Below are 12,930 nucleotides of genomic sequence, written 5' to 3'. Positions count from 1 at the left end.
ATTTCACGGGCAGATATCCTTATCTGCTTTGTTTTCATGTCTTAAAATCCTTGTTATCCACATCCACCTCCTGTAAGTCCGGCTCAACCGGGCCTTTGCCCTATTGGAATCAAGATTTTGAACTTGTTTCGCAATTACCTATGGGTTATGGCAGATAGGGTTCTCTCCCTTCTTTCTCCGCTTCGATTATCTCTGAAAAACCGCTTTCCAAATCCTCAAAACAGATAGGAATATCCCCCGGATTTTTGATGTAGGTATCCACAAAGCGGTAACTGAGCCGCCCTCCGTCCTTTCCGATACTGACACAGTAGACAGACGCAAACTCACCGTTTTCCAGCATCCACATCTCGCTTTCAAGGCACAGGACAAAGTTGTCTGAAAACAGTTCCTCTATCTCACAACCTATCTTGCAGGCAGGATAACAGAAAAGCACGTCCGTCATGGCGAAAGGTTCTTTCCCCGTACCGTCATCCCCCTCCAGCATCATCACGTCTTTCATGTTCCTTTTGATATAAGGGAATAACTGACTGGAATAGTTCTCCGCTTCATATTCCCTCGGATCGCTCCCATAGCTCAAAAACTTCGCAGAATCATCAAACTCACTGTCCTCATACAGCCGGAACAGGCGGAGAAGGCATCCCCGCAGCTTATCCTCTGTCAGTCCTTCCTCCTGCACGTCATTTTCCCTCTCTGCTTTGGGTTTCTTTTTCCCTGCCGCATAACGGATTCCGCCCAATACCGCTGCTCCCACCACCGCCGCAAGAGAAACTGCTGTCGCTTTTTTGTGTTTCATCTCCCTGATTTCTCCTTTCCGCTTCTGGACTTTTTGTCCAAAAGTTTTCCAAACGCAAAAAGGGCAGCTACAAACCGCTGTTTACGGTCTATAACTGCCCTCACGCTGTTTCTGATATTTAATTACCTGTACCGGATCACCGGACACTGCTTTGTCTTTTTCCCTACCTTCCTCCGTTCCAGAGCGAAAACCATATCCCCAGTACGCTCAAAATATCCTATATCCTTCTTCCAGCTCATGCCGCATTTACAGTGCTGCAAGCCGATAAACTGCTGTTTCATCTTCCTTCCGCAGTTCGGGCATACTTTTTTGCTTCTGCCCTTCTGCTTTACTTTTGGCTTGTCGGCATCCTGCTTCTTTTCCTTCTTTTCGGGAAGCCCATTCTCCGCTATCCTTGTTTCATAACGTGACAGCCGGTAAAGATACAGGCTGTATATTTCATCAAAGGTAGCCTTTTCCGCTATCCCCTTTACCCTCTGGTAAATCTGCCCCGCAATTTTTTCACAGTCCTCTCCTTCCGGCATCCTGCCATGCTCCCTGTAATAATCACAGGTCTTTTGGAACATACCGTCTGCTATTCCTGCTTTCTGTTTCTGCTTTAAGTCCTTATATGTCCTGTCAGCCCTCCGCTTCCTGTTTCCCAAACGCACCACCCCTTTATCCTGATACGGTCTATTTTAACAGAAAACACCCCAGAATTGTGAAAAATATCTGCCGCCTTAACCGAAAGCGTCTTTGCACAGGGCAATGAAATATCTCTTTTTCTCCAGTATTTCCTCCTGCCTGTCTTTGGAAAGCGTCTGGAATATCTCGTCATAGTCAAGCTCCGCAAGCGGCGTACCAAGCACTGGCGTTAAGACTTCATGTTCATACCATATCCGCCAGAGTTCCTCAAACAGTTCCAGACTGTCCGAAAATGCCATTGCCGAATCAAAGCCCTCTCCCTCACTGAACCATTGCAGACGGACAAAGCCGAACCTCCCGGCATCCGCCACCATTACATCGGTCAGCTCATACAGCTCCGCAAACGCATCCGCCACTTTCCGGCATTTTGCCCGCTGTTCTTCCGTAATATATTTTTCCGCCATAGCGCACCTCCTAACTTACTTCTGGACAAAAAGTCCAAAAGCTATCTATCCTCTTTTAAACAGTAGATTGTGCAGAGGTCAGCGCATAACACGCCTTCCCCGCATTTTATTGTGTCAAACAAAAGGCATTGGAACAATACGTCACGCACATCTTCCAGACTGGCGATGCCCTGTTCCTTCTCCGAAAAGCCTGCTCCGGGAATATCCATATCCCCCGATACCGCCCGCCTTGCTAAGATGCAGTGCGTATAAAGTCCGAGGATATGTTTATCCGACATGGGAAAAGCGAAGGTTTCCTGCCCGTCATAGGTCACCCGGTACTTTTCCAGTTCCCCTTCCGGCAGTCCAAAGCAGCACCGCACCGTTTCCAGATAAGTATGCCCGTCAAAATCCGGCTTTATTTTCTTCCCATACCTGCGGATTGCGGAAAATATGCTGTTCCGGTCAAGAAAAGAACGGGTACGCTGAAAAGCTGGCTTCCTGCCCTTAATGTCCATGTAAACATTATTCCCTGTCCCCTTCCCGGCAAACCTGCCATAATCGCCTGTCCGCAGCAGATAGGACAATACCTCCAGCAGCTTTTCCTTTGACGCAATCTCCTGATAGGGGGAATCACCAAACTCTATTTTTACAAACCTCAATGGGCAGCTCCCCTTTGCAATTTCCCGTTCCATTGCCCGATCAATATCCCGCATGGACTCCATTTATCCATCTCCTTCCGCTTTGCGCTCAAACATCCCTTTTTCTTCCCAGCCGCCGCCATACATATCATGCTGCACCAACTGCTGGTAATAATGGTTCATGGTGTTCGGGGCATTGTAGAGGGCAGTCACCATGTATGCCCTGATGTTGGTTATCCTTGTTGTGGTTTCCTTCATGCACCCGATGACATACTCCAAATGGGAGCTGTTCAGCTTTAAAAACTTTGATTTCACAAGCTCATACGGGTAGTCTTCCCCGTTGACCTTTACCGTCTTGCGCTTCACGCACACAATCTCGCAGATCACCTCATACAGTTCCTCATACAGACCTTTTTCGCTCCAATCGCCATATTTCATGTGATGCTCATACTCGATATTCTCCTTAATGATTTCCATGTAGGCGTTGGCATCATCCATCACATCAATCATACCATTATCCGGCTTGCCCGGTTCCTGTTTTTCTGTTTCCATATCAGATTGATTGATAGGATTGGTATAACTCAGATCGGTATAATTAGTATTGTTATAATTAGGGTTCGATTCCCGAACTTCCACAAGTTCGGTTTCCGAATTTCTTGAAGTTTGGTTTCCGAACTCCTGCAAGTTCGGTTTCCGAATCTCTTGAAGTTCGATTTCCGAACTTCTTGAAGTTTGATTATCGAACCTCTTGAAGTTCGGTTTCCGAACTTCTGCGGAACTGTCAGCATTATCCGGCTTTTCCGGCTCTCCGTCCGGTTCTTTCCCGGTATCCAGTGTCGCAAAATTCTTCACATAGATAATGTCCGGCTTGCCCAGTCCCTGTCTTTTCTTCTCAATCAGACCGATGCCCTTTTTGCTGTCAAGCTCCGCTATCACTTTTGCGCATTTCTCCCTTGCGCATCCCAAATCCTCCATTATGTTATCAAGGGTGTAATGGATATACACCCTGTTTTCTTCGTCAAGCCAGCCATTCTTGATTGACAATGCCAGCCTGTCAAGCATCAGACCATAAAGGAGCTTCGCATCGCTGGACAACTCTTTAAACCTTGCGTCTTTTATCAGCAGCCTCGGCACTCTGTAAAAAGAGAACTGTTCCGCTTCGATGCCATAATAATAGTCGAATTTTATTGCGCCATCCACGCCGATGCACCTCCCCTCTATTGTCTTTTCGTGCCATTTCTGGCACTCCATTCATCCAGAAGCTGAATGATGATGCCCTCTATTTCCTCACTGCTGCAATCCTCCGCAAAATATTCGCTGATCTTGTCCGCTTTCAGCGTCACTTTCCGTTCCTTCGGCTTTTCCTCCGTCAGTATCAGGCGCACCATTGCAAGGGTAAGCTCCCCTGTCTTGCCATATTCCTTGATTTTTGCTGACTGCGCCATGCTGACGTTACAGCCTTTTTCCTCTATGGCTGCCTGTACCCAGCCTTGCGCTTCTTCCGCAAGAAAGGAAATGTCAACGCCCTGTGAAAAGCCGAGCTTCTTACCGTCCACCATAGCAAGGAGTTCATCAGACAGGCGGGAGAGCCAGATATACCGCTGAACCTTTTTAGCGTTCTCCCCGGCGGCTTCCCCGACCTCATCCAGTGTGTTTCTGCCTGACTTCTTCCCCTGATGCTTCATGGCTTCATATTTCATCTTGTAGGCTCTCGCCTTCTCACTTGGTAAAATATCTTCCCTCTGGATATTGGAATCCACCATAATAATTGTTGCTTCATCATCGGTATAGTTGCGTACAATCACAGGCATTTCCGTCTTTCCGGCAAGCTCCGAGCCACGTTTGCGGCGGTGTCCGGCTATGATTTCATAGCCGCCGCCCGCCCTCGGTCTGGCAATCCCCGGCACAAGCACCCCGTACTGTCGGATACTCTCGGTTGTTTCCTCCATCTTCTCATCGTCCTCCACCCGGAACGGGTGGTCTTTGAATGTATAAAGCTCCGCCAGCGGCGCATTGATAATCTGCTCCGCCCCACTTCCCTGTGCGGCACTCCCGCCGAATAAATCATCAAATTTTTCCAGCGTAATCTTTGCTGCGCTCCCCGATTTTGCGTTACTGCCCATCTGCAAGCACCTCCTTTGTCAGAGAATCATAGGCTGACGCCACTTTTCCCTTTGGATCATGCTTGTAGATGCTGACACCCTCCGCTGAAATCTCCGCCGCCCTGACAGAAATGGGAATAATATTGGCAAATATCCTTACTCGGCTTCCATAGGCTTCCTTCAGCATGGAGCTGATGTCCTTTGCGTAGTTCGTCCGGCTGTCCACCATTGTAAGCAGAATCCCCTCAATCTCCAGTTTCGGGTTAATCTGCCGCTTTACCTTGCCCACCGTCTTAATAAGCTGTTGCAAGCCTTTAACGGGCAGGTATGCCGCCTGTACAGGTATCAGGATACTGTCGGTGCAGGCAAAGGCATTTATGGTAATCATGCCGAGAGAAGGCATACAGTCAATCAAGATATAATCGTAACTTTCCCTGACAATCTCTATGTACGACCGGAGTACCGTTTCCCGGCTCATCACATTCACAAGGGAAACCTCCAGACCGGAAAGCTCAATGTTCCCCGGCATTAAGTCTATCCCTTCCTCATGGTGCAGGATACCTTCTCCCGGCTCTACTTCCTCGTCATTGATTAAACCTCCCATAATGGTTGCAAGCGTGACTTCCAGACTGTCCGGCTCCGTAAAGCCTAAGCTCGCTGTCAGACTGCCCTGTGCGTCCGCATCAATCAAAAGCACTTTTTTTCCCTGTTTTGCAAGTCCTATGCCTAAATTGCTTGTGGTGGTGGTCTTGCCCACACCGCCCTTCTGGTTTGCGATTGCGATTATTTTACACATGATTGGTTCTCCTTTTCTTCTACTGGTTATCTTTTACGTTGCTTTTCCTGACTTCCACATAAGTCCGGTAATATTTCTTTGTCCCTTTGTTTGGGAACATATCGGAAAACTCCGTCACTTCAATTTTCGGGTTCCTCTGTAAAATCTTCCCGAACCACTTAATATCGTTCTTCGTTCCCATAAGCCTAACCTTTAACATCAGTCCCGTCCTCCGAACATGGCGTACAGATCGTGGTTATATGTTGCGTATTCCGGATACCGAATCTGTATTGCCTGCCAAAAATAGGGCGCATAGGCACAGCAGAACAATTCTTCCACTGTGTACCGTCTGCACTCGTCCACCTGTTCCTCCGCATCATCATAGTCAAGGACGCTCGGCGTACCGTTGCAGTAAAGGTTAAACGCCATCCTGACCACTCTCACGCTCCCGCTGGTCTGCCAGCCTTCATGCAGGCACTCCGTTTTCACGCAGCCTGTCCTAAAATCATAAATACTTTTGATATTCCTTCTTGTGTCATCGCTGATACCAAGACAATATACAAGCGCTTTGTGGTATACGTCCTGATACCTGACCTCTTTCAATTTCTCGTAGTAGAATTTTTCATGTGCATCGCTGATAAAAATAATCGCTTTCTCTTTCCCTGCTCTTAACGCTGTGTTTGACATTTTTCTGTTCCTCCTTTTAAAATTGAATTGAAAAGAGCATCCCACTATGGAATGCCCTATATAAAAAATAGGGACACTCTCATTCAAGTATCCCTATAATCTACCGCTATATCTGATAGTTCTCTATTCACTTTCATTGTCAGGATTTTTTGTGTTCCCCGTACCGAGGTCTAATGCCACAACTACGGTTACTTTCTTCACAAGTATCTTTTCCTTATGATTTTCACCGATTTTGTTGAAACTGAAAAATGTCACAAAGTGCGTAAATTCAAGGATTTCTAGGTATCTTTCCTTTGTATCAACACCACAGTCTCCACATGCACCGTCTGGGGAAACATGTCCACCGGCTGCACCTCCCTCACCTCGTACCCGCCCCCGCACAGATACTTCAAATCCCTGGCCAGTGTGGCCGAATCACAGCTCACATACACCACCCGTTCCGGCTGAATCTTCACAATGGTTTCCAGGCACTTTTCATCGCAGCCTTTTCGCGGCGGATCCACTACGATTACATCCGGATACCCTTCCCGGCCCTGCCGCAAAAGGGTATTGCAGAACTCCGGCAGCACTTCTTCTGCCCGGCCCACAAAAAATTCCGCATTATCAATATGGTTAATCCGGGCATTTCGCCTGGCATCCGAGATAGCCTGCTCCACAATCTCCACGCCATAGACCTGTTTCACCTTCCGGGCCAGAAACAGGGAAATCGTTCCGATTCCGCAGTAAAGATCCCAGACGATCTCCCGGCCGGTCAGTCCTGCATACTTCAGCGCAGTTTCATACAGTTTCCGGGTCTGCACCGGATTCACCTGATAAAAAGATAAGGGAGAAATCTGATACTTTATTTCTCCCAAACAGTCCGTAATATAATTCCGCCCCCAAAGCGTGATAATTTCTTCGCCCAGAATTACATTTGTATTCTTTTCGTTTATATTCAGAGTAATACTGGTCATTCCCTCCACAGTCCGAAGTTTTTCCACCAACCGTTCTGCAAAAGGAAGCTGTTTCCCATTTATCACAAGGCATACCATAAGCTCCCCGGTGGCAAACCCGGAACGTACCAGCACATGGCGAACCAGACCTGTACCTGTCTCTTCCTGATAAGCCGGAATCTTATATTCCTCCATAAATGAAATGACACATTCCAGTATTTTTTCATTGACGTCCGTTCCCAGAAAACATTTTCGATTTGGAATAATGTTATGGGTACGGGCAGCGTAAAATCCAGTAACAATTTTTCCGTTTTTGTCTGTTCCTATCGGAAACTGGGCTTTATTCCGGTAAAGCCAGGGTTTTTCCATTCCTATAATGGGATGTATCAGCGGAATATAATTTTTCTGTATGGCAACAGGCTCTTCCGGAAAATGCTCCTGAGGCAAAAGCCCATCTGCACCGGCATTTTCATCATTAAATTCCTCCGGCAGCAAAAATCCGCCAATACGTTTCAGATTGTTACGTACCTTATTCTCTTTAAATTCCAGCTGCTTTGGATAGTCCAGCGCCTGTATCTGACAGCCGCCGCACTGACGGTAATACTGACACCGGGGCTCTGTCCGATAAGGAGATGGCTTCAGCACCTTCAGCAGACGTGCATAACCGAAATGCTTTTTCATTTTCATGATTTTTGCCAGTACCTGATCCCCCGGAACTGCGTCTTTCACAAAAAAAACAATACCATTGGCCTTTCCGACGCCTTCCCCTTCAGCACCCATGTCCTCAATCAGCAGCTCCAGCTCCATATCTTTCTGAAATACAGGCCATTCTCCCGCTGCATTCCGGCTTTCATTCTTCTGGTCTGAATTATTCTGATTTCTGACTCTGTTATTTTTCTGCTTTCTGTATCTCATGTCCGATTCCCTGCCAATACCCTTTCCTCGCACTCATATCCGACTCCCTGTCACAGCCTTTACTCCTCGCTGGTTCTTCGTATATTGGATTCAAACAGACGGTTATAGCCCAGCCATCCGCTGGTTCCGTCCCCGGCAGCAAGGGCTTCTTTCATGGTCTGCATTTTTGCGTCCGTGTTATCTGCAAAACTTAAAGCCACTGCCTCTGCAATTGCAGGTTTTTTAGGAGAACCATACTCCAGTTCTCCGTGATGGGACAGAATACAGTGCTTTAATTCATTGGCCAGCTTCACCGGAAATCCCGGCATGGCGCTGATACGTTTTCCCAGAAGTTCCACGCCAATGATAATATGGCCCAGAAGCTGCCCTTCGTCCGTATAGTCATTTTCCGGAAAAACAGACAGTTCCTCCAGCTTGCCGATATCATGAAACATGGCTGAAGTCAGAAGCAGATCCTTATGGAGCATGGGATACGCCTGGGTGTAATAGTGGCACAGTTTCGTCACGCTTAATGTGTGTTCCAGCAGTCCGCCCACATAACCGTGATGGACATTTTTGGCCGCACTGTGGAACTTGAACCGCTTTTCAAATTCCTTATCTTCCAGAAAGAAACCGGAACACAGCTTTTTCAGCCATGGATTTTTCATTTCCTGTATAAATCCGGTAAGCTCCCGGTACATTTCGTCAATATTCTTTTCACTGACCGGCAGGTATTCTATGGGGTCGTATTCTCCCTCCTGAACCCTGCGGACACGCTTGACATTTAACTGGAGGGCTCCCTGAAAACTGGTCACGTCGCCTACCACGTCAATGTAATCCAATGCTTCAAATTCATCAATGCCCTGAGAATTGGGGTCCCAGATTTTTGCATCCAGGATTCCTGTCTTATCCTGCAGAATCAGAGATTCATAAGGCTTTCCCGCTTTGGTCAGCGCTGTCTGTTTCGTTTTGCACAGGTAAATTTCTCCCACCCGTTCTCCCTCTCTCAGGGTTTCTATATATTTCATAACTTTACTCCTCACCTGAAAATTTATTTTAATATACCGGCCGTTACCACACAGTCCAGATCCACATATTCCTCACCGCTCTGGCGTTTCACGGTAATGGTTATGATGTCCTCCGGATTCAGTGCATAAATGCGCTGATTATACTGCTCCACATTTACAATATCTTCACCGTTTATTTTTACAATTACGTCCGCTTCCTGAATACCTGCAGTCATGGCAGGAGAATCCAGAACCACGGATTTCACATATACGCCTTTGGGAATTTTATATTCTTCCGCAATATCATCTGTAACAGTGCTCAGGCGCAGGCCCACATAGGGAATATCCCGGTTATTGGACAAATCTTCAATCAACTGCTTCAGCTCCGAAACAGACAGTGCGGTAATGGTATTGCGGTCGCTCTGACTGCTGTAATCCTGCAGCACAAGGCCTACGATCTCGCCTTTCAGATTGATGATCACACCGCTTCCGTTTTCACTTCCCACAATATCTGTGGTAAAAATCGTATAATTTCTGTCTATGGTGGAAACCTCATTTCTGGAAGATGTGATCGTCCCGCACAGAATCGAATAATTTGCCCCCAGCGGACTTCCGATGGCCAGCACTGTGGTTCCCTGCTCAATCATATAGGAATTGCCCAGAGATGCAATCATCACCTGTTCCATGGTTGCTTCCGGAATTTCCGTCAGCAGAACTCCGATTACTGCAATTCCCGTATTTCCATCATATTTTTTCAGAGAAGCGGAAACCATTGTATCATCCATAAATGTAATACTGATAGCCTGCGCGGCAGCAATAACTTTTTTTTCTGTCAGTATCAGAAGCTCCTGTCCGTTGTTGCCGATGATAATTCCGGCGGCCCGGTTTTCATTTTCATAAGGGGTATTAAACCAGTCCATACCGCTTGTTACTCCGGTAACGGTTACCACGGATTTATTGGCCTGCTTTCCGATAGCGTAAAGTTTATTCTGCAATGCCTGATAATCTTCGATTTCCAGTTCTTCCCGCACCACCACGGTCTGACTTTCCGGTTCCGGCTCAGGCTCCTTTTCTTCCTCCTCCGGCGTCTCCGTATTATCTTCCTCCAGGGGAACATCATCCCTTGGAATACTGATGGTGGATTCTTCCGGCGGACAGAACCATTCTTCCAGATACGGTCTCAGAACTACGAATACAAAACAGGCAACTGCCCCAAAAATCACAGCGCAGAGAAGGTTATATCCCATACGGATTAACAGTCGCTTTTTGTTGACTGGTTTGTCTTTTATTTTTTCCTTAATAAAAGCAAATTCCTGCTCATTCTGCTCCGGTTGCTTCATGGCACGTCCTCCTGATAAGCATATTACGGTTTCCCCTGTATGCCATACATATCCTGCCTCCCGTTTTATATAAATGAACTGTCACATAGATATTATACGTTTTTCCCCCGCTTGTTGCAAGATTTTTATTTTTAATGTATAATTTGCCTGTAGCAGTCCGGCTTTGGACCCTGTTATGGAAACCTTTTGGTATCAGGAGATTACAAAAATGATACCTTTCAATATAAAAAAATTAAGGTAACCAAATTAATTTGAACGTTCTGAATTGCTATTTCCAGAGGGTTCCGAATAGTTACAGATTAAGGAATAAAATTATGAATGAAAAAGCACTGAACACATTGGAATATTACAAAATCATAGATATGCTGTGCAGCCACGCCACTTCTGCCTCCGGCAGGGAACTCTGCCGGAACCTGAAACCTTCCGCAGATCTGTCAGAAATTCAGCTTGCTCAGCAGCAGACTTCTGATGCGCTGACCAGAATATTTCAGAAAGGTTCCCTTTCCTTTGCAGGCACCCACAACCTGGGGGCCTCTTTCAAACGTCTGGAAATCGGCGGCACTCTGAGCATAGAAGAACTGCTCCGAATCGCTTCCCTGCTGGAAGTGGCGAAACGTGCCAGAATCTATGCCCGCAGCGAAAGAGAGGATGTTCGGCTGGATTCCCTGGATGAATTCTTTTCCGCCATCGAACCGCTTCCCTCCCTTCTGGGCGAAATCCGGCGGTGTATCCTGTCGGAAGATGAAATCGCAGACGATGCTTCCGCCGCTCTGAAAAATATCCGGCGTTCCATCAAAAACACCAATGAGAAAATCCGAAGCCAGATGAACGACATGTTAAACAGCAGCCGGAACCATCTGCAGGACGCAGTGATTACCATGCGTAACGGACGCTACTGCCTCCCGGTGAAAGCAGAAGCAAAAAGCCAGGTTCCCGGCATGATTCATGACCAGTCCTCCACCGGCTCCACCATTTTCATCGAGCCCATGGCTGTGGTAAAGCTCAACAATGACCTGCGTGAACTTCATATGAAGGAACAGGAAGAAATTGAAGTGATTCTGGCCTCTCTGAGCAATCTTGCGGCAGAATCTGTTCCTTATTTAAAGAGCAACTACGAAATACTCACACAGCTTGATTTTATATTTGCAAAAGGCGCTCTGGCCAGACAATATAACGGTTCCGCTCCCGTCTTTAACCAGGAGCACCGTATCCGTATCCGCAAAGGACGCCATCCCCTGCTGGACAGCCATAAGGTGGTACCCATTGACATTCATCTGGGAGATGAATTCCATCTGCTGATTGTCACCGGCCCAAACACAGGAGGAAAAACCGTTTCCCTGAAAACAGTGGGCCTGTTCACCCTGATGGGCCAGGCAGGACTCCATATTCCTGCCAACGACCGTTCGGAACTGTCGGTATTTGAGGATGTATTTGCAGACATTGGAGACGAACAGAGTATTGAGCAGAACCTGAGCACCTTTTCTTCTCACATGACCAACATTATTAACATCCTGATGCATGTAAATGAAAACTCGCTGGTGCTTTTTGACGAACTCTGCGCCGGAACAGACCCCACCGAAGGAGCCGCTCTGGCTATTTCCATCCTTTCCAGGCTTCACAGTTACGGCGTACGCACCATGGCCACCACCCACTACAGCGAACTGAAAGTATTCGCCCTCTCCACCCCCGGCGTGGAAAACGCCTGCTGTGAATTTTCCGTGGAAACTTTAAGCCCCACCTACCGGCTGCTGATTGGTATTCCCGGCAAAAGCAACGCTTTCGCCATCTCCGGCAAGCTGGGCCTCCCACCGGAAATCATTGAAGACGCCAGAAGCCGCATGACCGAACAGGATGAAAATCTGGAAGATCTGATTTCCGATCTGGAAACCAGCCGGATTACCATGGAAAAAGAACGTCTGGAAGCAGAACAGTACCGTCAGGAAACGGAGGCCCTGAAACGCCGCATGGAAGAAAAACAGGAGCGGCTGGACAGCCAGCGGGAAAAGATTATCCGGCAGGCCAATGAGGAAGCTCATGCCATCCTCCGGGAAGCAAAGGAAGTGGCTGACCAGACCATTAAAAATTTCCATAAATACGGACAGGGAAACGCTACTGCAAAAGATATGGAGCAGGAGCGCAGCAAACTTCGGAATAAAATGAACACGCTGGAAAAAGACATGGCCATGAAGCAGAAGGAAACCGCCAACCACAAGGTTCCCAAAAAGCTGCGTATCGGAGACTCCGTAAAAGTCCTGAGCATGAACCTGAAAGGCACCGTCCACACTCTGCCCAACGACAAAGGAGATTTGTACGTCCAGATGGGTATTCTCCGCTCCCTGGTCAATATCAGAGACCTTGTGCTGCTGGAAGAACCGGCCCCCTTCGGCAATAAGAAGAAATCCACAGGAGCCGGAAAAATAAAGATGTCAAAATCCGCCTCCATTTCCACGGAAATCAATCTGATTGGAAAAACTACCGACGAAGCCATTGCTCTGCTGGACAAATATCTGGACGATGCTTACCTGGCCCATATGCCTTCTGTGCGGATTGTACATGGCAAAGGTACCGGGGCGCTGCGCAAGGCAGTTCACGGACATCTGAAACGTCTGAAATATGTAAAATCTTTCCGCCTGGGTGAATTCGGAGAAGGAGATTCCGGCGTCACCATAGCAGAATTTTCATAAAGGAACAG

At 47.4% G+C, this 12,930-nt stretch carries 13 protein-coding genes; 1 reads left to right on the top strand and 12 read right to left on the bottom strand.

The features are described 5' to 3' along the window. Positions 1-145 precede the first annotated feature (145 nt). The 12 genes from VSQ32_18745 to VSQ32_18690 all read right to left on the bottom strand — a co-directional run bounded on the left by VSQ32_18745 (position 146) and on the right by VSQ32_18690 (position 10,238). Positions 146-793 (bottom strand): hypothetical protein, encoded by a 648-nt coding sequence (locus VSQ32_18745; GenBank protein MEH2944829.1) that lies wholly within the window; start codon positions 791-793, stop codon positions 146-148. A 122-nt stretch (positions 794-915) separates the two neighbouring features. After that, the gene (locus VSQ32_18740) at positions 916-1,437 is read right to left on the bottom strand and encodes a hypothetical protein (GenBank protein MEH2944828.1); all 522 of its coding nucleotides are present in this window, start codon (positions 1,435-1,437) and stop codon (positions 916-918) included. A 75-nt stretch (positions 1,438-1,512) separates the two neighbouring features. Next, on the bottom strand, positions 1,513-1,881 hold the full coding sequence (locus tag VSQ32_18735) for a hypothetical protein (protein ID MEH2944827.1): 369 nt from the start codon (positions 1,879-1,881) through the stop codon (positions 1,513-1,515). A 41-nt stretch (positions 1,882-1,922) separates the two neighbouring features. Continuing rightward, positions 1,923-2,585, bottom strand: a complete 663-nt coding sequence (locus VSQ32_18730; protein MEH2944826.1) for a hypothetical protein — start codon at positions 2,583-2,585, stop codon at positions 1,923-1,925. Then, positions 2,586-3,701 (bottom strand): DUF6017 domain-containing protein, encoded by a 1,116-nt coding sequence (locus VSQ32_18725; GenBank protein ID MEH2944825.1) that lies wholly within the window; start codon positions 3,699-3,701, stop codon positions 2,586-2,588. Between the two features lie 17 nt (positions 3,702-3,718). Then, positions 3,719-4,624 carry a ParB/RepB/Spo0J family partition protein gene (locus VSQ32_18720; protein ID MEH2944824.1) on the bottom strand — a complete coding sequence of 302 codons (906 nt, stop codon included), beginning with the start codon at positions 4,622-4,624 and terminating at the stop codon, positions 3,719-3,721. Next, positions 4,614-5,399 (bottom strand): AAA family ATPase, encoded by a 786-nt coding sequence (locus VSQ32_18715; GenBank protein ID MEH2944823.1) that lies wholly within the window; start codon positions 5,397-5,399, stop codon positions 4,614-4,616. The genes VSQ32_18720 and VSQ32_18715 overlap by 11 nt, the downstream gene beginning before the upstream one ends. 19 nt (positions 5,400-5,418) lie before the next feature. Then, positions 5,419-5,598, bottom strand: coding sequence for a hypothetical protein (locus tag VSQ32_18710; protein MEH2944822.1), 180 nt, complete (start codon positions 5,596-5,598; stop codon positions 5,419-5,421). Further along, entirely contained in the window at positions 5,598-6,065 is a 468-nt protein-coding gene (locus tag VSQ32_18705; GenBank protein ID MEH2944821.1) for a DUF6075 family protein, read from the bottom strand. The genes VSQ32_18710 and VSQ32_18705 overlap by 1 nt, the downstream gene beginning before the upstream one ends. Before the next feature lie 278 nt (positions 6,066-6,343). Next, positions 6,344-7,804, bottom strand: a complete 1,461-nt coding sequence (gene rlmD / locus VSQ32_18700) for a 23S rRNA (uracil(1939)-C(5))-methyltransferase RlmD (protein MEH2944820.1) — start codon at positions 7,802-7,804, stop codon at positions 6,344-6,346. A 167-nt stretch (positions 7,805-7,971) separates the two neighbouring features. Then, a complete protein-coding gene (locus VSQ32_18695; protein ID MEH2944819.1) occupies positions 7,972-8,919 on the bottom strand; it encodes an HD domain-containing protein in 948 nt (315 codons plus the stop codon). 23 nt (positions 8,920-8,942) lie between these two features. Further along, on the bottom strand, positions 8,943-10,238 hold the full coding sequence (locus VSQ32_18690) for a S1C family serine protease (GenBank protein ID MEH2944818.1): 1,296 nt from the start codon (positions 10,236-10,238) through the stop codon (positions 8,943-8,945). A 314-nt stretch (positions 10,239-10,552) separates the two neighbouring features. Here VSQ32_18690 and VSQ32_18685 point away from each other — a divergent pair, with 314 nt between their 5' ends. Further along, positions 10,553-12,922, top strand: a complete 2,370-nt coding sequence (locus VSQ32_18685) for an endonuclease MutS2 (GenBank protein ID MEH2944817.1) — start codon at positions 10,553-10,555, stop codon at positions 12,920-12,922. The last annotated feature ends 8 nt before the right edge of the window (positions 12,923-12,930 follow it).

Source organism: Lachnospiraceae bacterium JLR.KK002, from assembly GCA_036941025.1.
Lineage (GTDB): Bacteria > Bacillota > Clostridia > Lachnospirales > Lachnospiraceae > Petralouisia.
The sequence above is the reverse complement of the archived record's forward strand: the minus strand, read 5'-3'. Positions and strand labels throughout refer to the sequence as shown.

Bases quoted from the DNA above. Each gene is read 5' to 3' on its own strand.
- VSQ32_18720 (MEH2944824.1), bottom strand. From the start codon at position 4,624: ATGGGCAGTAACGCAAAATCGGGGAGCGCAGCAAAGATTACGCTGGAA.
- VSQ32_18690 (MEH2944818.1), bottom strand. From the start codon at position 10,238: ATGAAGCAACCGGAGCAGAATGAGCAGGAATTTGCTTTTATTAAGGAA.
- VSQ32_18715 (MEH2944823.1), bottom strand. From the start codon at position 5,399: ATGTGTAAAATAATCGCAATCGCAAACCAGAAGGGCGGTGTGGGCAAG.
- rlmD (MEH2944820.1), bottom strand. From the start codon at position 7,804: ATGGAGCTGGAGCTGCTGATTGAGGACATGGGTGCTGAAGGGGAAGGC.
- VSQ32_18730 (MEH2944826.1), bottom strand. From the start codon at position 2,585: ATGGAGTCCATGCGGGATATTGATCGGGCAATGGAACGGGAAATTGCA.
- VSQ32_18745 (MEH2944829.1), bottom strand. From the start codon at position 793: ATGAAACACAAAAAAGCGACAGCAGTTTCTCTTGCGGCGGTGGTGGGA.
- VSQ32_18695 (MEH2944819.1), bottom strand. From the start codon at position 8,919: ATGAAATATATAGAAACCCTGAGAGAGGGAGAACGGGTGGGAGAAATT.
- VSQ32_18685 (MEH2944817.1), top strand. From the start codon at position 10,553: ATGAATGAAAAAGCACTGAACACATTGGAATATTACAAAATCATAGAT.
- VSQ32_18735 (MEH2944827.1), bottom strand. From the start codon at position 1,881: ATGGCGGAAAAATATATTACGGAAGAACAGCGGGCAAAATGCCGGAAA.
- VSQ32_18705 (MEH2944821.1), bottom strand. From the start codon at position 6,065: ATGTCAAACACAGCGTTAAGAGCAGGGAAAGAGAAAGCGATTATTTTT.
- VSQ32_18710 (MEH2944822.1), bottom strand. From the start codon at position 5,598: ATGTTAAAGGTTAGGCTTATGGGAACGAAGAACGATATTAAGTGGTTC.